24 protein-coding genes, 1 other RNA gene and 2 riboswitches are annotated in these 22,064 nt (G+C 55.8%); of the genes, 17 read left to right on the forward strand and 8 right to left on the reverse strand.

Annotation, left to right across the window (positions count from 1 at the left end):
* Positions 1 to 134 precede the first annotated feature (134 nt).
* From ACFSO0_RS14490 to ACFSO0_RS14535, 10 genes are all read left to right on the forward strand, one after another.
* On the forward strand, positions 135 to 590 hold the full coding sequence (locus tag ACFSO0_RS14490) for a hypothetical protein (RefSeq protein ID WP_376881457.1): 456 nt from the start codon (positions 135 to 137) through the stop codon (positions 588 to 590).
* The gene (locus ACFSO0_RS14495) at positions 571 to 1,458 is read left to right on the forward strand and encodes a tetratricopeptide repeat protein (RefSeq protein ID WP_376881458.1); all 888 of its coding nucleotides are present in this window, start codon (positions 571 to 573) and stop codon (positions 1,456 to 1,458) included. The genes ACFSO0_RS14490 and ACFSO0_RS14495 overlap by 20 nt, the downstream gene beginning before the upstream one ends.
* A gap of 5 nt (positions 1,459 to 1,463) precedes the next feature.
* Complete coding sequence (locus ACFSO0_RS14500; protein WP_376881459.1) at positions 1,464 to 2,654, forward strand: AAA family ATPase; 1,191 nt, start codon at positions 1,464 to 1,466, stop codon at positions 2,652 to 2,654.
* Positions 2,655 to 2,722: 68 nt separating this feature from the next.
* On the forward strand, positions 2,723 to 3,343 hold the full coding sequence (gene kynB, locus ACFSO0_RS14505) for an arylformamidase (RefSeq protein WP_376881460.1): 621 nt from the start codon (positions 2,723 to 2,725) through the stop codon (positions 3,341 to 3,343).
* Positions 3,344 to 3,563: 220 nt separating this feature from the next.
* Complete coding sequence (zwf, locus tag ACFSO0_RS14510) at positions 3,564 to 5,063, forward strand: glucose-6-phosphate dehydrogenase (RefSeq protein ID WP_376881462.1); 1,500 nt, start codon at positions 3,564 to 3,566, stop codon at positions 5,061 to 5,063.
* Between the two features lie 134 nt (positions 5,064 to 5,197).
* Positions 5,198 to 6,187 (forward strand): Gfo/Idh/MocA family protein, encoded by a 990-nt coding sequence (locus ACFSO0_RS14515; RefSeq protein ID WP_376881463.1) that lies wholly within the window; start codon positions 5,198 to 5,200, stop codon positions 6,185 to 6,187.
* Positions 6,188 to 6,378: 191 nt separating this feature from the next.
* Positions 6,379 to 7,002, forward strand: a complete 624-nt coding sequence (locus tag ACFSO0_RS14520; RefSeq protein WP_376881464.1) for a cyclase family protein — start codon at positions 6,379 to 6,381, stop codon at positions 7,000 to 7,002.
* A gap of 58 nt (positions 7,003 to 7,060) precedes the next feature.
* Entirely contained in the window at positions 7,061 to 7,576 is a 516-nt protein-coding gene (locus tag ACFSO0_RS14525; RefSeq protein ID WP_376881466.1) for a DinB family protein, read from the forward strand.
* A gap of 103 nt (positions 7,577 to 7,679) precedes the next feature.
* Positions 7,680 to 7,787, forward strand: a riboswitch (SAM riboswitch).
* Between the two features lie 95 nt (positions 7,788 to 7,882).
* A riboswitch (SAM riboswitch) is annotated at positions 7,883 to 7,992 on the forward strand.
* A gap of 83 nt (positions 7,993 to 8,075) precedes the next feature.
* The gene (locus tag ACFSO0_RS14530; RefSeq protein ID WP_376881467.1) at positions 8,076 to 9,341 is read left to right on the forward strand and encodes a homoserine dehydrogenase; all 1,266 of its coding nucleotides are present in this window, start codon (positions 8,076 to 8,078) and stop codon (positions 9,339 to 9,341) included.
* 184 nt (positions 9,342 to 9,525) lie between these two features.
* The gene (locus tag ACFSO0_RS14535; RefSeq protein WP_376881469.1) at positions 9,526 to 10,335 is read left to right on the forward strand and encodes a VOC family protein; all 810 of its coding nucleotides are present in this window, start codon (positions 9,526 to 9,528) and stop codon (positions 10,333 to 10,335) included.
* 398 nt (positions 10,336 to 10,733) lie between these two features.
* Here the strand turns inward: ACFSO0_RS14535 and ACFSO0_RS14540 are convergent, their stop codons facing one another.
* The 4 genes from ACFSO0_RS14540 to ACFSO0_RS14555 form a co-directional block, all read right to left on the reverse strand.
* On the reverse strand, positions 10,734 to 11,594 hold the full coding sequence (locus tag ACFSO0_RS14540) for an S-layer homology domain-containing protein (protein WP_376881470.1): 861 nt from the start codon (positions 11,592 to 11,594) through the stop codon (positions 10,734 to 10,736).
* 22 nt (positions 11,595 to 11,616) lie between these two features.
* Entirely contained in the window at positions 11,617 to 11,865 is a 249-nt protein-coding gene (locus ACFSO0_RS14545; protein ID WP_376881471.1) for a hypothetical protein, read from the reverse strand.
* Positions 11,866 to 11,947: 82 nt separating this feature from the next.
* Positions 11,948 to 12,427 carry a CcdC family protein gene (locus ACFSO0_RS14550; protein WP_376881473.1) on the reverse strand — a complete coding sequence of 160 codons (480 nt, stop codon included), beginning with the start codon at positions 12,425 to 12,427 and terminating at the stop codon, positions 11,948 to 11,950.
* Between the two features lie 94 nt (positions 12,428 to 12,521).
* Entirely contained in the window at positions 12,522 to 13,718 is a 1,197-nt protein-coding gene (locus ACFSO0_RS14555; RefSeq protein WP_376881474.1) for an MFS transporter, read from the reverse strand.
* A gap of 189 nt (positions 13,719 to 13,907) precedes the next feature.
* Here ACFSO0_RS14555 and ACFSO0_RS14560 point away from each other — a divergent pair, with 189 nt between their 5' ends.
* Positions 13,908 to 14,588 (forward strand): CPBP family intramembrane glutamic endopeptidase, encoded by a 681-nt coding sequence (locus tag ACFSO0_RS14560; RefSeq protein ID WP_376881475.1) that lies wholly within the window; start codon positions 13,908 to 13,910, stop codon positions 14,586 to 14,588.
* A 24-nt stretch (positions 14,589 to 14,612) separates the two neighbouring features.
* The gene (locus ACFSO0_RS14565) at positions 14,613 to 15,176 is read left to right on the forward strand and encodes an RNA 2'-phosphotransferase (protein ID WP_376881477.1); all 564 of its coding nucleotides are present in this window, start codon (positions 14,613 to 14,615) and stop codon (positions 15,174 to 15,176) included.
* Between the two features lie 4 nt (positions 15,177 to 15,180).
* On the opposite strand, the gene ACFSO0_RS14570 is transcribed toward ACFSO0_RS14565, so the two are convergent.
* On the reverse strand, positions 15,181 to 15,717 hold the full coding sequence (locus ACFSO0_RS14570; RefSeq protein ID WP_376881479.1) for a DUF309 domain-containing protein: 537 nt from the start codon (positions 15,715 to 15,717) through the stop codon (positions 15,181 to 15,183).
* Between the two features lie 89 nt (positions 15,718 to 15,806).
* Between ACFSO0_RS14570 and ACFSO0_RS14575 the strand changes: the two genes are divergently transcribed.
* Positions 15,807 to 16,052 (forward strand): hypothetical protein, encoded by a 246-nt coding sequence (locus tag ACFSO0_RS14575; RefSeq protein ID WP_376881480.1) that lies wholly within the window; start codon positions 15,807 to 15,809, stop codon positions 16,050 to 16,052.
* A 114-nt stretch (positions 16,053 to 16,166) separates the two neighbouring features.
* On the opposite strand, the gene ACFSO0_RS14580 is transcribed toward ACFSO0_RS14575, so the two are convergent.
* Entirely contained in the window at positions 16,167 to 16,337 is a 171-nt protein-coding gene (locus ACFSO0_RS14580) for a YjzC family protein (RefSeq protein ID WP_376881481.1), read from the reverse strand.
* A 139-nt stretch (positions 16,338 to 16,476) separates the two neighbouring features.
* On the opposite strand from ACFSO0_RS14580, the gene ACFSO0_RS14585 reads away from it, so the two are divergent.
* From ACFSO0_RS14585 to ssrS, 4 genes are all read left to right on the forward strand, one after another.
* Entirely contained in the window at positions 16,477 to 17,424 is a 948-nt protein-coding gene (locus ACFSO0_RS14585) for a GntR family transcriptional regulator (protein ID WP_376881483.1), read from the forward strand.
* Positions 17,425 to 17,477: 53 nt separating this feature from the next.
* Complete coding sequence (locus ACFSO0_RS14590) at positions 17,478 to 18,383, forward strand: DMT family transporter (protein ID WP_376881484.1); 906 nt, start codon at positions 17,478 to 17,480, stop codon at positions 18,381 to 18,383.
* Between the two features lie 443 nt (positions 18,384 to 18,826).
* A complete protein-coding gene (locus tag ACFSO0_RS14595) occupies positions 18,827 to 19,177 on the forward strand; it encodes a DUF4870 domain-containing protein (protein WP_376881485.1) in 351 nt (116 codons plus the stop codon).
* A gap of 92 nt (positions 19,178 to 19,269) precedes the next feature.
* Positions 19,270 to 19,463, forward strand: a non-coding RNA gene (gene ssrS, locus ACFSO0_RS14600) — 6S RNA.
* 122 nt (positions 19,464 to 19,585) lie between these two features.
* Here the strand turns inward: ssrS and ACFSO0_RS14605 are convergent.
* Positions 19,586 to 20,050 carry a hypothetical protein gene (locus ACFSO0_RS14605; RefSeq protein ID WP_376881486.1) on the reverse strand — a complete coding sequence of 155 codons (465 nt, stop codon included), beginning with the start codon at positions 20,048 to 20,050 and terminating at the stop codon, positions 19,586 to 19,588.
* Between the two features lie 177 nt (positions 20,051 to 20,227).
* The gene (locus tag ACFSO0_RS14610) at positions 20,228 to 21,970 is read right to left on the reverse strand and encodes an Rqc2 family fibronectin-binding protein (RefSeq protein ID WP_376881487.1); all 1,743 of its coding nucleotides are present in this window, start codon (positions 21,968 to 21,970) and stop codon (positions 20,228 to 20,230) included.
* Positions 21,971 to 22,064 lie beyond the last annotated feature (94 nt).

Genomic DNA, 22,064 nt, shown 5'->3' on the forward strand with positions numbered 1-22,064 from the left:
AAGGAAGGTTTTGGGCGTATGCAAATTTATTGCGAATAATAATGAAAGTTATCTGTTTTCCATATTTTTCTTGCTGATGGAATGATTTATAATAAAATGGTTGAAATTGTACAAAGTGGAAAGGGGAACAAGCATTGATCGAACAGTGGCTGCAGCCCTCCCTGCGAAATGGGGGAGTCAAGGAGACCAGATCCTATCGCATCGGTAATTTTCTCTACGCAGGTTTCTTTGGCGGTTTGCTTCCCGTTCTTGTCCTGGGCACGATCAACTGCCTGTGGCTGCGCGCGAAAAAGAAAGAGACGGTACGGATGCTGCTGGCCGGTCTGTTACTGTGGGCCACGGCGTTCTTTTATACATGGCTTTCGGGATCAGGGTACGATGCGCTGCTGTTTTCCCGCGTGATTGCCGTCGGGTATGCTTTCGTTTATCGCCTCGTTCTGAAAAAAAGATTTCGCCTTCATGCGGTTGTGCAGGGGGTGTACCAGCCGCTGACAAAGCCGGCCGTCTTGCTGGTTTTGCTGGCCTTTCCCCCGGAACTGCTGCTGATTCATGCGGGGGAGGTATGCCACCATGGAACATTGGCCGGATAAAGAGCGATGCAGGTGGCAGGAAGCCGTCTACTACTACGAGCTCGGCAAGTTCGTCCAGGCAAAGGAAAAATTCCGGGGCATCCTGGCGCGCATGCCGTCGGATGGTATGGCCATGTACTATGTGGCCTCTTGCTCCTTTCATCTGGCACAGGTCGATGAGGCTGAGCGATTGGCGCGGGAAGCCGTCCTGCATGGAGCAGACAAGGAAATGAGCTATGCCTTGCTCGGGGCGATCTGTATCGAGCAGAAAGCGTACGTCGAAGCGGAGGAGTGGCTGCTTGCTGCCTTGAGCGAGAACCCGAACAACGCAGGGCTGCTCGCCCAGTACGCCTATCTGATGCTCCAGACCGGCTACGAAGAAAAAGCGAAGCGACTGATGGCAGAGGCCCAGCGACTGGGGCATGACGACGAGACAGTCTTGCATTACCTGTACTTTTTTCAGCGTGCGTACGAGCAGACAGACGAGCAGGAGGAGACAATTCGCACCTGCTTGACGGCGGGCGGCAATCAGGCGGACAAGCTGGTGAAGCTCGGTCTGCTGGCTCTGGACCGGCATTCGTACAGCGCGGCCAGGCACTACTTTTCCCGGGCGTACCAGCTCGACCCGATGAACGAAGCATTGGTGCAGGTGCTCGAGCGTCTGGATCAGCTCATCCATCCGTTCTCCTGGCCGGAGCGTTTGATTCTGCGGACAGGAGGGGCAGCTGTCTGGTGGGGGCTGCTCATGCTGCTCCTGCTCGTTCTGGTGAAGCTGCAATGCCATGCGTTTATCGGGGGAACCGTCCTGCTCTCGCTTCTCGTTTGCGGCTACATCTGGCTCATTCCCTTCCTGTACAAATGGATGTGCAAAAAGGATCGCAGAGGATGACGTACATGACGAAGATCGAATTATTGAAAAAATGGGTAACCAATGAGCCAGGAAATGCGTCGGCGTGGTTCTTGCTCGGATTGGAATACAGCGAGCGGGGGAACAGCGGGGAGGCGCTGCTCGCGTTTACCCAGGCGCTGGCCTGTGGAGACGAAGAATTGAAAAGCCGGATCGTGCAAGAACTGAACAAACTGAACAGCCAGATGCCGCGCCGCCAGGGGGGACAGCCACTCGAGCAGGAGAGCGGGCGAACGGTTGGGAAAAGGAACACACGGATGCGCGTAATTGAAGGCGGGAAGAGCAAGCGAAGCGCGCTGCAGTGGACAAAGCCGGAAGAGAACGTCAGCTTCGCGCAAGTGGGGGGGCTGCACGAGGTGAAAGAGACGATCCGGATGAAGATGCTGCAGCCTTCTTTGGCGCCAGTTTTGTACGAGCGGTTCGGAAAAAAGACAGGCGGCGGCTTGCTCCTGTACGGGCCGCCGGGCTGCGGGAAGTCGTTTTTGGCAAAAGCTGCGGCAAGGGAGTGCAATGCGCGGCTGTACCATGTGCAGGCGGCGGACGTGCTCGATCCGCATATCGGGGTCAGCGAGCGCAACATCCGCTCCCTTTTCGCATCCGCTCTCACCAACAAGCCGGCGGTGCTGTTTCTGGACGAGATGGATGCGCTCGGGTTCCATCGCGGCAAGTCTTCCTCGACCTGGATGAGAGGCATTCGCGACCAACTGCTGGCGGAAATGGACAGGGCAGCCGGGCGCGCAGACCAGCTCCTGGTGCTCGGGGCGACGAACATGCCGTGGGATGTCGACCCGGCCTTTCATCGTCCGGGACGCTTCGAGAAAATGGTGTTTGTCGGACCGCCGAATCACGAGGCGCGGGAAGCCATATTTCGGCTCAAAATGCAGGGAAGACCTGCCGAGCCGCTCGACTACAGGCAGCTGGCGGAGTGGACAGAGCTTTATTCCGGGGCCGATATTGAGTACGTCGTGGAGCTGGCGGCGGAGCAAGTGCTTCGCGACATTGTGACCAAAGGCATCGAACGCCCCATCCGGATGAGCGACTTGCGCGAGGCGATTGCAGCGACCCGGCCCACGACGATCGAGTGGCTGCGAATGGCAAAGAATCTGGTGAAATACGCCAATGACGAAGGGCTGTACGACGGTGTCGAGCAGTTTTTGTCCCAGCACCAGCGCGTATAAAGAAGATTGACGCTTTTTCGGCAATTCGGTTACGCTTGGGAAAATGGCTTTTGGAAGGGGCAAAGCAAATGAAGCTGTACGATATTTCAAGACCACTGGCTGCGGACACGCCGACATGGCCAGGAGACACACCCTTCTCCTACGTCGTCAACTGGCCCAAGTCAGAGAGCGGCTCCGTCAATGTGGGGAAGCTGACCATGAGCATCCACACGGGTACCCATGTAGACGCCCCGTTTCATTTTGACGACGAGGGACGAAAGATGCTGGAGCTGGACCTCGAGCTGTACGTAGGACCCGCGAGGCTCATCGACGTGACGGGGAAGCCGAGCATCGGGGCAGATGATTTGCGGGAATACGACCTTCGGGGGGTCACCCGGCTGCTGCTGCGGACAGGCTCCTGGGACGATCCCTCCCGCTTTCCAGGCGAAATCTGCTACCTGCGGGCGGATCTGGCCCCGTATTTGGCAGAACTGGGCGTTCGCCTGATCGGCGTCGATGTGCCGTCCGTCGATCCGCTCGCGAGCAAGGAGCTGCCGGCGCACCACGGGCTGCACCGCCACGACATCCATATTTTGGAGGGGTTGCTGCTCGACCACGTGGAGCCGGGCGATTACGAGCTGATCGCGCTGCCCCTGCCATTGGCAGAAGCCGACGGCAGTCCGGTGCGAGCCGTCCTGCGCACCTTGTAGGCTGCCGCCTAAGTAGGGAGAGCGGTTGCAACAACCGGCGCAAAGACATAAAACGTTCGTACCAGGCTGTCGCGCGAACGTTTTTTCTATGACAGCAGCGCAATAGGTTTCGAGTCATTTTGTTTTGCGGAGGGCTTGATTACGTGCCTGTTTTCTCTATAATAACGATGTGAACATGAATCGCATCTGGGATAAAGAGAGGAAGGGGTCGGGATCGCTCATGGATTCGATGACCTTTGTGTTGTTTGGTGCTACAGGAGACTTGGCAAAGCGTAAAATTTACCCTGCCTTGTACAATTTGTATCTCGATCAAAAAATGCCCCCTGTTTTTTCCGTCGTCGGTGTTGGCAGACGGGAATGGACGGATGAACAGTTTCAGGAGAGTGTCGCCCAGGCGGTGCGCACCTTTTCGCGGCGCAGCCAGGGGGGAGCGGAGCGGCTCGACGCCTTTTTGCAGTCGTTCCGCTATTGTGCCGTCGATGTGACTGACCCCCGGGCCTTTGTCCCGCTGCTCGAGCTTGTGAAGCAGCGGGAAGCGGACTTGTCCATTCCGGAAAACCGGATGTTTTACCTGTCCGTGGCTCCGGAGTTTTTCGACCGGATCGCCGCGAACATTCGAGCGAGCGGTTTGGGAGACGGGAAGGGCTGGAAGCGGCTGATTATCGAGAAGCCGTTCGGACACGACCTTGCGTCCGCCTGCGAACTGAATGAGAAGCTTGGTGCTGCCTTTGACGAAGACGAGATTTACCGGATTGACCACTATCTGGGCAAGGCCATGGTGCAAAATCTGGAGGCGCTGGAGTTTGCCAACCCCGTTTTTGCCGCGTTGTGGAATAACCGGTACATCGCAAACGTGCAGATCACGGCCAGCGAAACGGTAGGCGTCGAGGAGAGGGCAGGCTTTTACGAGAAGACCGGGGCGCTGCGCGACATGGTGCAAAACCACATGCTGCAAATCTTGATGATGGTCGCCATGCATATTCCCAAGCGGATTACGGCCACAGACATTCGGGCGCAAAAGCGCAAGGTGATGGAGGCAGTGCGGCAGCTGGCAGTCAAAGATGTGGCGAAAAACATCGTGCGCGCCCAGTATCGCGCAGGGAAAATCGGTGAGGCTCCGGTTGTCGGCTACCGGGAGGAGCCTGGCGTATCGCCTGCTTCCATGACGGAGACGTACATCGCCGCACGCGTCTGGATTGATGACCCGTTCTGGAGCGGGGTACCTTTTTACATTCGTACCGGAAAGCGCCTGAAGGAAAAAGCGACCCGCATTGTCATCGAATTCAAGAACCCGTTGGAGCAGCTGTACCGGGAGCAGCAGGAAAAGACCGCTCCCAATCTGCTGATTGTCAATGTACACCCCGATGAAGGAATCGCCTTGCAGTTGAATAGCAAAAATCCGGCCAACAGCGGCAAAATTGAGCCAGTGACGGTTGATTTCAGCTCGGGCCACAAGGACGTGCCCGAGGCTTACGAGCGGCTGCTGTTCGATGCGTTGCGCGGGGATTCCACCTACTTTGCGCATTGGAACGAAGTGCGGCTGGCCTGGGAATGGGTGGAGCCGATCCTGGCTGCTTTTGAACAAAATCTCGTGCCGCTTGCATCGTATGAGGCTGGTTCGCACGGGCCAGAGGCAGCACGTGACCTGCTCCGGGAAGAAGGCTTTTCCTGGTGGCTGGATGAGATAGAAGAACGGGAGCTTGCGGCGGCGCATCCGTAAAGCCGGAAAGGCGCAAGCTGACGCAAGTGCAGGTTCGCTTCCCGCAGCCTGAGAACCTATTCGTCATGACGAGCGGCCAAAAGGTGTCCGGGCAGCAGCGGCGAAGCAATGAAAAAACGAGGGGGATGCGATTTATGCGTTTTGGCGTGATCGGCACAAACTGGATTACCGAAGAGTTCATCCAGGCAGGTCTTACGGTAGAGGGCTTTTCGCTGCAAGCTGTTTATTCGCGGACGAGCGAGCGCGCCAAAGAATTTGCCGACAAATTCGCAGCTCCTTATGTTTTCACGGACATCGCAGAGATGGTGGCGAGCGGACAGATCGACGCCGTCTACATTGCCAGCCCCAATTGCTTTCATGCCGAGCAGGCGATCCTGTGCATGAGCATGGGGCTGCACGTGTTGTGCGAAAAGCCGCTCGCCTCGAATGTGCGCGAGGTCGAGGCGATGCTGGCGGCGGCGAAAAAATACGATGTCTTGCTCATGGAGGCTGTGAAGTCCACTTTGGTGCCGAACTTTTTCGCGATTTCCGACCATTTGCCCAAGCTGGGAAAAATTCGCCGTTTTACCGCCAGCTATTGCCAGTATTCCTCCCGCTACGATGCGTACCGTGCGGGGGAAGTGCTGCGTGCCTTTGACCCTGCCTACTCGAACGGGGCGTTGATGGATCTTGGAATCTACTGCCTCTATCCGGCGATTGTTCTGTTTGGCAAGCCAAAGCAGGTCAAGGCAGAAGGAATTTTGCTCGCGTCAGGGGTAGACGGAGAAGGCAGTATTCTCTTGAAGTACGATGAGATGGATGCCGTCCTCAGCTTTTCCAAGATTACGACCTCCTATCAGCCCGCGGAAATCCAGGGCGAGGACGCAACGATGGTCATTGATAAAATCAATCACCTCACGCGCGTCGAGATTCGTTACCGCGACGGCAGGGTAGAGGATGTGACCAGGCCTCAGGCATCGAAAACCATGCAGTATGAAATCAGGGAGTTCATCCGCCTGGCCGCTGCGGGTGCCAGAGAGTCGGCGACGAATTCGCATACAGCCTCGAGGTTGGCCATGGAAGTGATGGACGAAGCGAGAAGACAGATCGGCGTCGTATTTCCCGCCGATTTGCCGCAAGAATAGCTGTGTTTGCTTCTTCCAGCCAGCAAACAGGTTCTTGCATCCGTTGACAACATAGATCGGGCTTGACTGATTGAATGCACCAACCAGCAGGAGAGCGGGGCGCAGTCCTGAATTTGTAATGGATACATGCAAAAAAATGGAGCTTGCCCGCAGCCCCGTGCGGTGGAAGGAACAGACGGAGGGAAAACGCGATGATCATGTACGATGTAACCGGAGCGATCTTTGAAGGAATGACCGTGTACAAAAACAAGCCGGAGAAGCAGCCGAGAATCAAGCCAGTCACGAACGGGTACGTGACCGAATCCCGCATCGAGCTGGACGTACATACCGGGACGCACGTGGATGCTCCCTTGCACATGGTGACAGATGGCGAAACGTTTGAATCGATCGCGCTGGAGAAGCTGGTGGGCAGCTGCAGGGTGCTCGATCTGACGCATGTGGAGGACCGGATCTGCCGCGCGGATCTGGAGCCTTTTGACATTCAGCCGGGCGAATTTCTGTTGTTCAAGACGAAAAACTCGCAGGACGAGGCGTTTTCCTTTGATTTTGTCTTTTTGGCAAAGGATGGGGCGGAGTATTTGGCGGACCTTGGTGTGCGCGGAGTAGGTACAGACGCACTCGGGATCGAGCGCAGCCAGGAAGGCCATCCCACCCACAAGGCGCTGTTCGCCGGCGGTGTCATTATCATCGAAGGACTGCGGCTGCGGGAAGTGCCGGATGGGGCATACTTCATGGTGGCCGCACCGCTCAAGCTCGTCGGCACGGATGCCGCGCCTGCCAGAGTCTTGCTGTTTGACGGTGTGACTGTCTCGTAGGAGAAACCGTTTGGCCAGTCTGAGGGAGAATGTGCAAAATGAAAAAGGGGGATGCGACATGCTCGAACGTCCAGCGAAAGGCGAGTACAACGTCTATTACACCAGTTATGTTGATCTCGTGCCGGAGGGGGTACTGCTGCCATTGCTGCTGGAGCAGCTGGAGGAGACGACAGCGAAATTTTCTTCCCTGACCGAGGAGCAGCAAGACCGTCGCTACGCGCCAGGAAAGTATACGGTCAAGGAAGTGCTCGGCCACATCATCGACACGGAGCGGATCATGAGCTACCGACTGCTCCGCATTGCGCGCGGAGACCAGACGCCGCTCGCCGGGTACGACGATGAAGCGTACGTGGCAGCAGGTGCCTTTGCCACAAGACCGATGAAGGACATGGTCGAAGAGTTCAGGGCTGTGCGGCTGTCCACGGTCGCGCTGCTCAAAGGTGTGCCCGATCATGCCTGGTCCAGATCAGGGATCGCCAATGACAGCGAGATTACTGCACGTGCGCTCGCGTACATCATTGCCGGTCACGAGCGTCACCACCTGCGGGTTCTCGCCGAGCGATACGGCGTCTGAACGGATTGAGGCTCACAGCAAGACTTCTATCTGGGCAAATCGTCAGAATGTGGTTGACGGATGGAGAGGAATTTCTTAGAATATACTTCAACAGCATACAACGTTCTTATCCAGAGAGGTGGAGGGTCTGGCCCGATGAAGCCCGGCAACCGTCACGATGTATGTGACAAGGTGCCAATTCCTGCGGGACTGCGGTCTCGAGAGATAAGAAGCGGGCTATTCGTACAGACTTACGAACCTTCTTCTTCTCGAAGAAGGTTTTTCTGTTTTACAAGCGGATGGTTTAGAAACTTCATAGCAATTTTTTTCTTATCCAGAGAGGTGGAGGGACTGGCCCGATGAAGCCCGGCAACCGTCACGATGCATGTGACAAGGTGCCAATTCCTGCAGGAGAAGCTCATCCTGAGAGATAAGAAGGGGATGCCCGATGAACATCAGCCTTCTTCTTCTCGAAGAAGGTTTTTTTGTTGCACAATAATTTACCGATGGGGTGACTGGAATGAGTGTAGAGGTAGTCAAAGTAGGATTGCTGGGGCTGGGTACAGTCGGAGGAGGCGTGATCAAGACGATTCACTCCCAGCAGGAGAAGCTCGCGGCGCGTCTGGGGAAACGGATCGAGATCGTCAAGGCGCTGGTGCGGGACGCGGAAAAGGAGAGGGCCGTACAAATGGGCCGCACCGTGCTGACCACCGACTTTGACGAGGTGCTGCATAGCGGCGTGGATATCGTCGTCGAGGTCATGGGCGGAGTCGAGCCTGCTTACGATTACGTGCGGGCCTCAATCGAAAAGGGCTGTCATGTCGTCACGGCGAACAAGGAGCTGCTGGCCAAACGGGGCGCAGAGCTCGTGGAACTGGCGAACCGGCACCAGGTACACCTGGCCTATGAGGCGAGCGTGGCCGGGGGAATTCCCATTCTCGGCGTCCTGCGCCAGTTTCTCAGGACGAATGACATTACTGGCATTCGCGGGATACTCAACGGGACGACCAACTTCATCCTGACCAAGATGGAGGCCGAGCAGCTTTCGTATCAGGAGGTGCTGCGGGAGGCGCAGGAGCTGGGCTACGCCGAGGCAGACCCGCGCTCCGATGTGGAGGGCTTCGATGCCATGTACAAACTGTATATCCTCGCCCAGCTCGTGTACGGGGAATCGCTGCCGCTCGCGGAGGTAAGCCGGAAAGGGATCGCGGACCTGACTTGCGGGCAGATCCGGATCGCCAGCGAACTGGGGTACCGGATCAAGCTGATCGCCCAGGCGAACCAGACGGGGGACGGAATCCATCTGTCGGTCGAACCAACCGCGCTGCCTTTGGACCATCCGCTGGCGCAAATCCAGGATTCCTACAACGCAGTCCAACTGTCGGGGAACATTGTGGGCGACTTGCTGTTTACGGGCAGGGGAGCCGGGGAAATGCCGACAGCGAGTGCGGTCGTGGAAGATTTGGCGTACCTGTTGACCCAGCCGTTCACACCGCACCCCGTCTGGAAAGAAAGAGAGGGAGCCGCAAAAGAGCTGTCAGGGGGACGGGAACAGTCGCTCTGCTACGTGGAAGGGGCGGGGCCGGCTGCAACTCCGGATCGCGTCCTGCAGTTTTTGCGTGCCAGCGGCGTCGAGGTACACAAGCTCAAGGTCCAGTTCGATCTGGGCGGCGTCCTGCGCGCCGGACTGATTACGTCCGGGCTGCACGAGGAACACACAGATTTGCTTCGCTCCGACTTCGGTCTGCAGGTGCGGTGTTTTCCTTTGCTGCACGCTTCAGAATAGGAGCGCCAGAACCGTTCACGAGCAGCGGCCATTCGGGCGGATGAGGCCGATGCCGGTAGGGCTGGATGCGTTTCTGCCAGACGGGCGCCCGTTTCGTCACCTTTCCTTTTCACAGGAGAAGAAGTACAATGAACAAAAGTTTTGGCAAATGACGGGCCGCGCGCCCGAGCGTGGAGGGGAGCCTATGCAGCTGGCATTGGATCATATCGTTCATTTCTTGCACCGTTCTCCGGCAGAGCCAGTCGAACAATTCCGTCAACATGGATATCATGCGGTTGCCGGAGGAAGACATGTGACGTGGGGGACATGGAACAGCTTGAGTTACTTTGGGCTGTCGTATGTAGAATTTTTGTCTGTAGAGCTTCCGGAGATTGCTGCAAACTCCGATAATCCGCTGATTCGCCAGCTCGTCGGGGAACAGAATCGTGGAGAAGGTCTCGGGCAGATCGCGCTGCGCACACGGGAGATGGATCAGTGGGCGGAGCATTTTGCAGGCAAAGGCTTGCAGGTGACGGGGCCGGTAGCTGGCAGCCGCAAGCGTGACGACGGTACGGTCATCCGCTGGCGCATGCTTTTTTTGCGCGATCCGGACAGTGGGCTGGTGCCGCCGTTCCTCATCGAATGGGAAGCAGATGACGCGGAACGCAAGCACGACCTGACACAGCGGGGTGTCATCGCGGCACATCCGAACGGTGCTGCCGCTGTCGACTCTATCGTCTATGCGACGACGGATCTGGACGAAGCGGCGAGCCGCTGGCAGCACTGGTTTGACTGGCAGAGCGGCGACGTGTATCTGGACGATCTGCTCGGAGCACGCTGCCGCAAATTTTCCCTGTCTGGCGGCGACGTCGTGCTCTGCGAGCCGGTCCGGGCTGGCATTGCCCAGGAGGCATTGGACAGCAGAGGAGAGCGGCCGTTCGCGGTGCGGATCGCGGGAGCAGCCAAGGAAGGGCTGGATCAGGTGTACGGCGGCTATTACGTCCGGATGAGGTAGGCGAGGAGAGCAGAGTGAGGTCGGGAGAGAGCAGAAGCCCTGTGGCTGCCAACAAAGGATGTCGGGGAAGCTAGACTGCATTCTCTAAAGCAGTTTTGTGCAATAAAAATTCTTTGGCAAGGATTTACAAGTCAATCAAGGTTGTAGACATGTTTTTTTCGTGAAGAGATGGGCCAGAAAAAAGTCACGTCATCATTTGGCCCATCAACTGGTTTATCAGTGCGGTGAAGTTCAAGTCATCCTACTGTAAACCCGCTTTTATCACCATAAAGTCTGCGGCAGAAACGGGAGGATAATAAACTCCCCCCGTTATCAAGATACAAATGCTTAACAATAAAGCTGGTATATTAAACTTCTTAAGCTTTCTTTTCATTCAAGCTCCCGCCAACATGAAGAGTTTAATCATATTTCTTGATCATCTCGTTTACCCTTGTCAATTTCGGAAGCTCATTATAACTATACGTTGCCACATCTTCTGGCTTTCCAGGGATGAACACCATAATCACCATGCGCTGAACATCTGTAGCCTTCACCTTGATTGCCATTCCATTTTTCAAGTAGATCGTGCTGCCGTCTTTCTTAAGGATCGTTCCCTTGATAGTCAGTCCTTTTGGAGACGGACCATTCCCAACCAGCACCCCATTTGTCACCTTCAGACTATTGTGAAACTGATCCGCTACTTTACGCCCTACAACAATGCCGTTGTACTCGATGTGCAGGAACTTGAAAACCTTTGCCGCTTCCGCACGGGTAAATGGACTTTCAGGTGTCTGTCCCCAAACTTTCGGAAGGATACGCCTTGCTATCAGGTGCTGGTAGTTGGTAGTACCTGGCCAAATTCCTCCATGATATGGCTTCCACGCGTTGTTCACAATCAGAGACGCTTCCTCCTTGGTAAGAAGGCGGTTCGGATCAATCGGAACACCTGCAAGGATTCCTGCTTTATTGGATTTTTCATAAATGTCTTTCGCCCAATGCCCGACTGGGAGCTGTGCCACGGGAGCCTTCTCTTTCAACTGCATGACAGCAACCAAACTCGTCAGCAGCTGTCCTTGCGTGATTTGGGCGTTTGGCCGGAACGTCCCGTCTGCGTATTTCCACATCACTCGTTTTTCCAGCACGTAATCGATGTCGTCTTTATACGCATGATTCTGATAGTCGGAAACACTGGCGACCTGTTTTCCTTCCGCTGCTTGTACGTAAAAAGCCGGGGCAACCGCCGAAACGGAAACACCCGCCGCCAGCAGCGATGCCATCATCACTGCGCTTGCTGGTTTTTCATCATTTGAAATACCTTCCTCTGGTTACAAAGTTTTCACTTGCATCGACTTCCTTCTCTAAAAAAAAACGAATCGATGTATTGTAAATAGTTCCCTGCAAATTCCTGTCCGGCTCGGGCAAACGAGATGGCAGAAAGCGCAGTTGTTCACTGGCGGATTGCCAAAAAGTTTGCCAATGAAAGCGAGTGCAGGTTTGCCCCTTGTTTGGCGGCACGAAAAAATCCCCTCCGGTCAACAGTAACGAGTCCATGATCGCATGAACTCCTTTTTACTGTCTACCATGAGGGGATCATCCCAGTGTGGCAGAAGTCTCTTGTCTTTGTTTCAATCCGTTACGTGCCGAATGTTTTCTTCGTCAGTTGACGGTACATGTACAGCATCGCGATCCGCCAGGGCACCAGCATTCCGAAGGCGAGCAGGAAGAACAGGCCGCCGGTTTGGATTGGTGTGAACGAGTCGTTGATCATCAGCTTGATGACCAGGCGAATCACCAACAGCCCCATGAGGATGACAAAAAAGGCTTTGGAGCGCTTCAAGTACACATCCTGCCCCACGATTTCAAAGCGGGAGGTCAAAATCAGCGGGATCGAAAACACCATCCCCACGAGAAAAGCCGTAAAGTCGTACATCGGGGGCGTGGCCGCCTCTGGCAGGAAGAACATCGCAAAGCCGGTCGCCATGAAAAACGGCGGCAGAATGATGCTTTTGGCCGAGACAGGCTTTTTTTGCCGGCGCATCCGCACGAAAATGACCAACGTTGCCATAATGAGCGGCACCAGGATGCCCAGTGCCGTTGAAGACAGTATTTGCATGGAAGAATCCCTCCAACATATTAGCAGTGGATACTCATATCATACACGATTGTCGGAAGGAAGGTAAAGGATCTGGCAATGTTTCCCCCATTTTTCAGGCGGCTGCTTCGTCTGTTGCGCGGATGTCCAGCTTGCGTTTTTGGCTGTACAGATAGGTGCCGACTCCGCAGGCTGCGGTCAACGTGCCGATGCACAGCAAGTAGCCCGTGATGCCCATCAGGTCCAGACAGACGCCGGTGACGCCGAGCGCGAGCAGGAAAAAGCTGCGGTCGAGCATGCTCTTGAAGGAAAAGAACCGGCCCTGCTGGTGCTCGGGGAGGCGCTTTTGGAAGATGGTGGCGGTGACGGGGAAAAAGAACGCCACGACAAAGCCAAACATCGCAAAGGACGCGAGCACTGTCACTCTATGGGTGGCAAAGGACATGCCGTATTGCGAGATGCCGAAAAATACGAGCATCAGCGTAGAGGAGGCCATCAGGTTTTTGCCGCCGACCCAGCGCTTCGCAAGCAGGCCCCCGGCGAAGATGCTCAGTCCTTCCGCCATGTAGATCCAGCCCATAAGCCGCGGCTCGTGTTGAACTTCGCTAAAGTTGAGGATCATCAGGTTGATACCGCCGAGAAAGAGCGTGATGAGCCCGTTGTTAATCAAGCCGACCAAAAGGGCAGGATCTTTTCGGGCGATGCCGAGCACTTCCCGGAACTCCACCTTTTCTTTCATGCTGCGGGTCGTGATGGCCGGAATGCGCAAAAACAAGGTGACGACAGTCAGGATGGCATAGGCGATGATCGAGCAAATATAGAGCATGGACAGGTCCATCGAGACGACCAGCACCCCGCCGATTGCGGTACCTCCGATGCGGGACAGCGTGGAGATGTTCAGATACACGCTGTTCGCTTTCAGCAGCTCATCCCTGGACAAGATGGCGGGCAAGGAAGCCTGCACGGTCGGGAAGTAAAAGGCGGCGGAGCATTGCATGACGATGAGGGAAACGACCATCCAGGCCAAGGATGCTTGAGAGAGAGCCGGAAACATGAAAACGGGATTCAAGCAGCGGATCAGGCTGGCGATCAGCATGATTTTTCCTTTGTCGTACATGTCAATGATCACCCCCGCTTTCGGGGAAAGGAGGATACTGACGACGAGGCCGCTCATCAAGACAAGCGCCTTGACCGTATCGGACGGGATCAGGCTTTGCATGAACTGCAGGTTGGCGATGATGGAGATCCACATCCCTGCTCCTGCGATTACCTCACCGGTCATTAAGAGTAGGAACGTTCGGTTTCGCCACAAATAGGGGTCCTCCTTATCAAAAAAATTTTTTCAAAAAGCGCAAGCCATAGTATACCATTTGCAGAATCGTTTGTATATTGGTTGCGGCCCTGTATACAGGCGGCGGGGAAAGGCAAAAACTAAACTGATTGTGGAGACAGCGTACGATCAAATCGGCAATCGTTTTCTTTTGGGGAGGAGCTTGTCCGTATGAAGCAAAAAAGGTCGCTGCTTCTCTTGATCGGATACGGTTTTGCAGCCACCCTGTCCATTTTTTACGGGCTCGTGGAAAAGCAAAGTCTGTTTGTCACCTTCGTCTGCTTTCACCTGCTCGTTTGCCTGGGCATCCCCGTCGTTCACGGCTGGTGGGAAGGGAGTCTGCAAAAAAGCTGGCAGTTGGCCTGGGGGCGGTTCGAGAGCAAAGGGGCGGTTTGCGGTCTGGCCTTCGGCGTTCTGCTGCTGCTCGGCGGAACAGGCGGCATCTGGCTGCTGCTTCGGGCCGACGGGCGAGCGGAGCAAATACGCGGCATCCTGGAAGCATGGGGACTTACGGAGCCGTGGATCTGGTCTTTTTTCCTCTACCTGACCATCGTCAATTCGCTGCTGGAAGAGCTGTTCTGGCGCGGCTTCGTCCTGCAGCGTCTGGTGCTGGGCATGAGCAGGTTCGTCGCCATCCTGCTGACGAGCTTCTTTTACTCGCTCTACCATCTTGTCGTGTCGACGGTGCTGTTCGGTTTTGGGTGGGGATGCTGCATCACCTTGATCGTCTTTGCGGTCGGCAGTGTCTGGGGGAGGATGAAGGAGCGCTTTCCGTCGGTCTATCCGACCTGGTTCAGTCATATGCTGGCCGATTTGGGACTCGTCATTTCTGTGATCTGGTGGATTTATTGAGAAAAAGGTGCAGGAGGGAGACCAATGCTTGCGAGCCACGAAGAAGCGAGACTGCGCAAACGGCTCTTGTCCGTTTTGCGGCAAAACAGCGAGTACGTCCGACTCTATTACGATACATACGGCTATACACCGGTGGAACCTTTGCTCGCATATATACGCACGCTAAAAGGCGGGGAGTTCGTCACGAGGGCCCATCTATGGCAGGTCGTGGAGCACGATCCTGGCAGGCTGTTCGAGTGGGATGGCGGAGAATTGATCCGGGCGACACACGGCTTTTCGCCGACGATAGCGAAAGGCAGGCTGGCGGAGGAGGAACCTCCCGAGCTGCTCTATTACGGGACGCACCGCAAGCTGGTCGGGCAGGCTCTGACAGCAGGGCTGCTTCCCATCGCCAGTGAATACGTCCAGCTGGCGGCCTCACCGACCGCAATCGGAGAGCCGCTCGACACGCTTTCGCTGCTCGTCGTCAAGGCCGGGCAGGCACATGCGGCAGGCGTGCGCTTTTACCGGCTCTGCACATCCGAAGTGCTGCCGTGCCCGTACTACTTTGCCGAGGCCATCGCCCCGGCTTTTTTGCAAGAGTATTGACTGCTTATCCCTCCAACTTGCTGCGCTCCTGTTCACGCAGCTCCAGCTGGCGCTGCCTTTCTGCGAATACTTCGCTGCGGTCGCGCAGCATGTGCTTGTTCAGCAGGTAATGATCGTTCATGTCGCTGTCGCAGTGGACGGGCGCATGGCGCAGTGCGCATGCCTGCTCGTAAGCGCGGCGCAGCGCTTCATCCTGGATGGGGAGGGTCAGGCTGCGGTACGGTGCTCCGGCGGTTACTTCCTTTAGCCGATCTTCAAGCAGCTGCGACAAGGCGGCGCTGTCCAGGCCAAGCTGCCGGATGTCCTGCTGGTGCCGACGAACGATGTTCAAGGCGCTTTGGAGCATTTTTTCGGCGCCTCGCAAATTTCCCCTGCGCTGGTGGTATAGACCGACGGCTATTTGGATGAGCCCGACCCAGACAGGCTGGCGTTCTGCGGCGGGGGCGCTTTTCCAATATTCTTCCAGTATTTCATGACATTCAAAATAGTCGCGTTCTACGTGAAATTGCACCAGATACTCCAAAAAGGGTTGCGGGTACATGAGAGAACCACCTCGCTGCTTGGTTTTCAACGGTTTCGTTATGTACTATTATATAAGAAAGCAAGTAGAAAACGAGGTGCGAACACATCATGACCACGGAAGAATTGATGGCGGTCCTGGAAAAAAAGAAACTGACTGATATTATCGAACTGATCGACGACGCGAAAGCAGGAGAGTTGGAGGAACTGGAACTGGTGGAGAGCCTGGGCCTCTTGATGGACCCGGAGTTGAACAGGGAAGTGCTGCAGCTGCTTCAAAGTCTGGGTGTGTCGATTGTTTACGTGACCGGCGAGGAAGACGAGCTGGATGAAGACGACGAGGACGATGACGAATAGGGAAACGGGAGAACCAACCTTTCCGGCTGGGAGGGTTGGTTCTTTTTCATGAAGGCTGGAAGGAAGAAGATCATCCAGATTGCGTGCTGCCAGTTTTTTCGAGGGGCGTGCTTCTTACTTTTGCGTCCATACCCGATTTTTGTTGCGGGTCGCCGGGAACTTTTCCCCACGGCGCAGTTCGATGATCATCGGGTCCTGGACACTCGCCCCGGTTTCGCCTACTTCCATGTAGACTGCGTTTTTGGGCGATTTTTCACCTTCGCGAAAACGGCTGTGCTCTCCCATGCGGTCACCCTCTTTCGTCGGAGATAAGTGAGAACAGGTTTAGTATTTCCGCCGCAAGGACCTTCATCCAGCCCGCTCTATTGACGTTACATTCTGAATTCATATACGATTATTCCAGTAGCTAAGGAGAGGTGAAGCCATGTTCAAATTGACGCTTCAGAAGGATTCCAATGTTTCCTATCACGAACAATTGTACCAGCAGATTGCGGCCTTGATCAGGAGCGGAGAACTCCCCCCGAACGAGCAGCTCCCGACGGTAAGAGAACTGGCTGCCCACCTGAAGATCAATTACAACACTGTGCGCAGCGTCTACCTGCGGCTACAGCAGGAGGGCATGGTCGACTCGCGGCAGGGCCGGGGGACGATTGTGAGCAGTCTGGTCAATGATCCGCTCCTGACCCGGAATCCTGCTCATTTGGCGCTCCTGGCCAAGGAGACCTTGCACAAAGTCAAGGCGATGGGGTATTCGATGGACGAGTTCACGCGAGTCCTTTCCTCGGTCATGCAGGAGATCAACCAGTTTCCGGTCCTGTTTTTGCGCTTCACAGAGCTGGAGCTGGCCGAATATTTGCGGCTTGTCCAGTATCATTTGCCCAGCGCCATGGTGGAAGGACGCACCTTCGAGGACTTCACCAGCAGGCTGGAGCAGGATGCGAGCTTTTTGCAACAGTACAAGGCGATTGTGACACACCCTTCCGTCAATCTGCGGACGATGAAGCAGTCGCTCCCGAAGGAATCGCCGCCGCTCGTCAGTCTCGACTTTATCCCGGACCCGACGACGGTTATCCCGGCGATGGAGGCGTATCCGCGCCATACCAAGGTCGGCCTGATTTGTGCCACCATCCGCGGAGCCGCAGGGATGATGAACGATTTGTACAATGCAGGGATTACCCATCTGGATCTGCGGACGATCGAGGCCAATCATCCGGATGTATTTGAACTGATCGCCAGCTGTGATGTTGTCTATATTTCCAAGCCAGGGTACATGATGCGGCCGAATCTGCTGACGCTGCCCAAGGTAAAGGAGTATCAGGAAATACCCGATCACCACGGCATCAATGAGTTGCGCAAGATCGTCACCCAGTAGGTTGGGTCTTTATCTGTCTGTTATTTACCCTGTTCTTGAGGAGAACGATGACATTGAATCGAGCATACCTGATGCTGATTGGGTCTGTTTTTTTGTGGGGGCTGACTGTCGTGCCCATGAAGTGGACGTTGGACACGGTTCAGCCGTTTACCTTGATGTTTTTGCGACTGCTGCTCGCCAGCCTGCTCATGCTGCCTTTCGCCTGGAGAGGGCGTCGACAGTCGCCTGAGTCGTCGGCACCGATCCCGTGGAAGCGGATTGCGATGCTCTCGTTTACAGGAGTTGCCGGCTATTTTTGGCTCAATACATATGGAGTTTCTCTCACCAGCGGCGTCAACGCCAGCATGATTTCTGCGACGTTGCCGCTGTTTACGCTGCTGCTTGCGGCGCTGTACTTGCGTGAGCAGATTCGCCCCGTGCAATGGATGGGGCTCTTGGTCGGAATCTGCGGCGTTTTGCTGATCACAGTCCAGCCGCAAGCAGGGGGGCGGCATTCGCTGTGGGGCGATATTCTGGTGCTCGCCTCCCAGTTGATTTGGACCGTGTATGTTGTCCAGCTGAAGCGGCCACAGGGCGAGGAAAAGCTTTCCAGAGAGCTGTTCACCGCGCTGTCCTTTCTGCTGGGGAGTCTGATGCTCCTGCCGTTTGCGGCATGGGAGACGTGGCACCACGGATTGCCCGCCGTCTCCACAAGGTCGCTCTTGAGTTTTCTGTTTCTGGTCTTCTGCTGCACCATACTGGCGTATTTGCTGTGGAACAAGTCGCTGGAGACGATCGCGGCGGCAAAGGCCGGCATCTACTTGAACGCAATCCCGCTGTTCAACGTGCTGACGTCCATTCTTTTCTTGAACGAGGGCATGAGCTGGCGCACGGTTACGGGAGGAGTCCTCGTGTTGGCAGGCGTCGTCTGGGCCGAGCGGAGGAGTCCTGCTTCCCGGCATGCTGCCGAAGGGCTGTAGAGCCGGGCTGCCGCTTGGGTCGGAGCAGGACAATCGCTCATTTTGCGGATGGACTGGGGCAAGTGTCCATGCCAACGCCTCCCTACCTACATACCTTGTTGATGTACCGATCAAGAGGGGGTGAGGGTAATGGGTTGCGGATGCAGAAGGTCTCGCTGCAGCTGTCATGTACGGAAATGCTGCAAGAGAAAATACTACAAAAAGCACTGCTACTATAAGCCTGTTTACAGAATGGAGTGCAAAATGAGCCACGGAGGCTGTGGTCATCACTATGGTGGCAGCTACGGGTTCGACGGCTACGGTTCCTCTTCGGGTTATGGTCACGGCGGCAAATACTAATCATGAACGAAGGGCGCCCTCGGGCGCTTTTTCGTTTTCCGTTTTTTCGCAAGTTTGCGCAGATTCCATCGTAGACTAAACTATCCGAAAACAGGAGGGTCATGATGAATCATCTGTATGAAAAAGAGGAACGGATGTGGGCCATGATCGCCCACCTGTCTGCGCTGATCGGGTTTATGATTCCACTGGGAAACGTCCTGGGGCCGCTGATTATCTGGCTGTTCAAAAAAGAGACCAGTCCGTTTGTCGACAGGCACGGCAAAGAAGCGCTCAATTTCGGCATCACGATCACGATCTACGCCGCGGTCTCCTATCTTTTGCTCATCGTCTTTATCGGTGCGCTGCTGCTGTTCGCGCTGTTCGTGTTCTGGATGGTTTTCCTGATCTTGGGGGCAGTCAAGGCGAACGAAGGCAGCGAGTTCCGTTATCCGCTCACCATTCGTTTTGTCAAATAGGCGTTTCGCTCGGGTTCGCGGCCATGTGCCGTCTGCCGTCGGAAAGAATATCCGTTGAGCGACAAAGGAAACTGTGGTAGAGTAAACGTATCAAGATCCTGCGATGTACGTAAGGCCGTAAATGTTTCTAACCTTATACGTTTTTTTAGGGAGGCAGAATTTCGTGATGGAAGTCAGGCCCACCTCCTGGTTCGGGATGCATGGGAAGGCAGAAGTGCGGAAGGGTCACCCACCTGTGTGAGCGCAGGTTATAGAAACATGAGGTCAACGGCAGAGCGGGGACTTGTCCTGTTTGTGAACAAGCTCTGGGGCTATCCATAGAATGCGAAGCAGACAAAAAACCACTTGGACATCACGTTCCAGGTGGTTTTTCGTCGTGAAGGAATGCCGAGAAAAGGGGGACAGCGTTTAATGCATCGTCCTGTTCTGACTGCCCGAATTGCGGCTTTGGTCTTGTCCGCCGTTGCCATGGCGCTGCCCTTGACCCTGGCCGTCCTGTTGATCGCCCTGGCTTACGATCGTCAGTGATTGCTCGAGCGACTGCGGATCTTTGGCGTCCTGCAAGATCTGGTACATTTGCAGGAAGTTTGCCTTTTGCCCCTCGGGGATGCCTTTGATCCGGACGGTCATCTCCTGCGGACCGCTCTGCTGCTGTTGCTGGCCGCCGTTGCCGCCGCCCCCATTTTGTTCCTGGCTGCTTTGCTGTTCGTCCAGAAAGCTCAAAAACAGCGAATCCTCTTGCTGCTCATGCTGGCCATGTCCCTGATCTTTGCCGCTGGACTGGTGACCGCCTTGCCCACCGTCCTGTTGCTGCGGTTCAAACAAGACGCTGAATTCGTTTAGATCCGTCTGGATGATGCCGATAACGTTCATCCCGATCCCCCTTTCAAATGGTCATAATTCAGCTTCGCCCGGATGTCTGGAATGATGGATGCCGCAATGCTGCAAGGAAGCGTGGAAAAAATACTTTGCTACGGCAATCACGAAGGCAGTGGGCAAAAATCTCCGGCAACCGGCAGGGGTGACCCCTTTCACGCTCTTAGTATGAGCTTACCTACTTTCGCTATGCGCACTGGCGGCGTTCGTTTTTAACTGGCGAATGAGCGCCGGGTCGGGCGTGACGTACAGGGTGCGCTGCTGCTCGTAGATGACATAGCCGGGTTTGGAGCCGCTCGGTTTTTTCACATGCTTGATCAGCGTGTAATCGACCGGCACCTGGCTGCCTTGCTGGGCGCGGCTGAAGTAGGCAGCCAACTGCGCGGCTTCCAGCAGTGTCTGGTCGGAGAAGGAGCGCGCGCGGATGACGACGTGCGAGCCGGGGATGTCCTTGGTATGCAGCCATGTTTCGTAAGGCCCTGCCAGCTTGTTGGTCAAATATTCGTTTTGCTTGTTGTTTTTCCCGACCAAAATTTCCGTGCCGTCTGTCGATCTGTAGACCTCCAGCTCGGGGCGGACATCCTTTTTCTTGCGCGGGCCTCGCTTTTTGCGGTCGCGGACGTAGCCTTGCTCCACCAACTCCTCGCGTATTTCTTCGGCGTCCTGCAAGGTGGCGTGGGCGAGCTGGACGAGCAGCCCGTCCAGGTAAGCAATTTCTTCCCGGGCTTGCGCGATTTGCTCGCTGACGACCTGCAGGCTGTTTTTCGCCTTGTTGTACCGTTTGTAGTAGGACTGCAAATTTTCCGATGGAGTCTTGAGCGGATCGAGCGGAATGGTGACCGTCGCCCCGGTCTCATCGTACCAGTTGACTGTGACCAGCTCGGTGTCTCCGCGCTTCATCTGGTGCATGCTTACGGTGATCAGCTCGCCGTACAGCCGGAACAGCTCTGCTTCCTTGGCCTCCTGCAGGGTCGCTTCGAGCTTCTCGATTTTTTTCTCGTTCTTGCTCTTTTCCCCGCTGACGAAGCGGATGAGGTCGTGGGCACGCTGCTTGACTGTATCGCGCAAGGCTTTGCCCGCGTAGAATGCTTGCAGGCATTCCTGTACGGAAGGGTACGAAGTGGCGGTGCCGGCTTCGGCAAGGTGCGTCAGCTCGACGACGTGAAAATTCGCCTTGTCCCGGGTCTCCACGATGGCGGGAGCGTACTGATGCTGCCGGATTTGTTCCATGATGCCGGAAAAGGATTGCCACAGCGATTCGCGGTTGGCAAGTCCGGCCCGAAAGACGATCTCCTTGGCGAGCAGCGGGCTGATCCCCGTGTAAGCCTCGACGATTTGTTTGTCCAGCCGGCCGCTGTTCCAGTCGATGGAGGCAAGAAACGCCTGCTCCGTGACCGCGAGCGGATCGAGCTTGTTCTGGCTGGGCGGTGCGACGTAGGTTTTGCCCGGCACGACCTGGCGATACTGGCTGATTGCCATGGTCACGTGCAGGGCGCTGTCGAGAATCATGCCGGACGAAGGCTCCACGAGGATGATGTTGCTGTGCTTGCCCATGATTTCCATGATGATGCGCCGGGTCACGGTATCTCCGAGTTCATCCCGGGTGCGGACGTCGATGTGGATGATCCGCTCCATGCCGATCTGCCGGACCGACTCGATCGTGCCGCCTTCGCAATGCTTGCGCAGCAGCATGCAAAACATCGGGGCTTCCAGCGGATTGGTAAACTCCTCTGTCGTAATGTGAATGCGCGGGTAGGTCGGGTTGGCGGAGAGAAGGAGTCTGACGTTCTCCCCCTGGGTCCGCACTTGCATGACAATATCGGTATGGTGGGGCTGATGGATCTTGGAGATCCGCCCGCCCGCGAGTCTATGTAATTCCCGCACGACAGCACGGGTAACTACGCCGTCAAAAGCCACAATTGCTCACCTCGTATCGAAGAAAATGCATCGGAAAAGTCCGTTGGCACGATGATGCTGCCAGTCACAGTGTAGCACAAAGGCATGCGGGGAG

The organism is Brevibacillus sp. GCM10020057, assembly GCF_042683565.1.
Lineage (GTDB): Bacteria > Bacillota > Bacilli > Brevibacillales > Brevibacillaceae > Brevibacillus.

Excerpts from the sequence above, each read along its gene's own strand:
- ACFSO0_RS14495 (WP_376881458.1), top strand. The coding sequence starts at position 571 with ATGGAACATTGGCCGGATAAAGAGCGATGCAGGTGGCAGGAAGCCGTC.
- ACFSO0_RS14500 (WP_376881459.1), top strand. The coding sequence starts at position 1,464 with ATGACGAAGATCGAATTATTGAAAAAATGGGTAACCAATGAGCCAGGA.
- kynB (WP_376881460.1), top strand. The coding sequence starts at position 2,723 with ATGAAGCTGTACGATATTTCAAGACCACTGGCTGCGGACACGCCGACA.
- zwf (WP_376881462.1), top strand. The coding sequence starts at position 3,564 with ATGGATTCGATGACCTTTGTGTTGTTTGGTGCTACAGGAGACTTGGCA.
- ACFSO0_RS14515 (WP_376881463.1), top strand. The coding sequence starts at position 5,198 with ATGCGTTTTGGCGTGATCGGCACAAACTGGATTACCGAAGAGTTCATC.
- ACFSO0_RS14520 (WP_376881464.1), top strand. The coding sequence starts at position 6,379 with ATGATCATGTACGATGTAACCGGAGCGATCTTTGAAGGAATGACCGTG.
- ACFSO0_RS14525 (WP_376881466.1), top strand. The coding sequence starts at position 7,061 with ATGCTCGAACGTCCAGCGAAAGGCGAGTACAACGTCTATTACACCAGT.
- ACFSO0_RS14530 (WP_376881467.1), top strand. The coding sequence starts at position 8,076 with ATGAGTGTAGAGGTAGTCAAAGTAGGATTGCTGGGGCTGGGTACAGTC.
- ACFSO0_RS14535 (WP_376881469.1), top strand. The coding sequence starts at position 9,526 with ATGCAGCTGGCATTGGATCATATCGTTCATTTCTTGCACCGTTCTCCG.
- ACFSO0_RS14540 (WP_376881470.1), bottom strand. The coding sequence starts at position 11,594 with ATGATGGCATCGCTGCTGGCGGCGGGTGTTTCCGTTTCGGCGGTTGCC.
- ACFSO0_RS14545 (WP_376881471.1), bottom strand. The coding sequence starts at position 11,865 with ATGGACTCGTTACTGTTGACCGGAGGGGATTTTTTCGTGCCGCCAAAC.
- ACFSO0_RS14550 (WP_376881473.1), bottom strand. The coding sequence starts at position 12,427 with ATGCAAATACTGTCTTCAACGGCACTGGGCATCCTGGTGCCGCTCATT.
- ACFSO0_RS14560 (WP_376881475.1), top strand. The coding sequence starts at position 13,908 with ATGAAGCAAAAAAGGTCGCTGCTTCTCTTGATCGGATACGGTTTTGCA.
- ACFSO0_RS14565 (WP_376881477.1), top strand. The coding sequence starts at position 14,613 with ATGCTTGCGAGCCACGAAGAAGCGAGACTGCGCAAACGGCTCTTGTCC.
- ACFSO0_RS14570 (WP_376881479.1), bottom strand. The coding sequence starts at position 15,717 with ATGTACCCGCAACCCTTTTTGGAGTATCTGGTGCAATTTCACGTAGAA.
- ACFSO0_RS14575 (WP_376881480.1), top strand. The coding sequence starts at position 15,807 with ATGACCACGGAAGAATTGATGGCGGTCCTGGAAAAAAAGAAACTGACT.
- ACFSO0_RS14580 (WP_376881481.1), bottom strand. The coding sequence starts at position 16,337 with ATGGGAGAGCACAGCCGTTTTCGCGAAGGTGAAAAATCGCCCAAAAAC.
- ACFSO0_RS14585 (WP_376881483.1), top strand. The coding sequence starts at position 16,477 with ATGTTCAAATTGACGCTTCAGAAGGATTCCAATGTTTCCTATCACGAA.
- ACFSO0_RS14595 (WP_376881485.1), top strand. The coding sequence starts at position 18,827 with ATGAATCATCTGTATGAAAAAGAGGAACGGATGTGGGCCATGATCGCC.
- ACFSO0_RS14605 (WP_376881486.1), bottom strand. The coding sequence starts at position 20,050 with ATGAACGTTATCGGCATCATCCAGACGGATCTAAACGAATTCAGCGTC.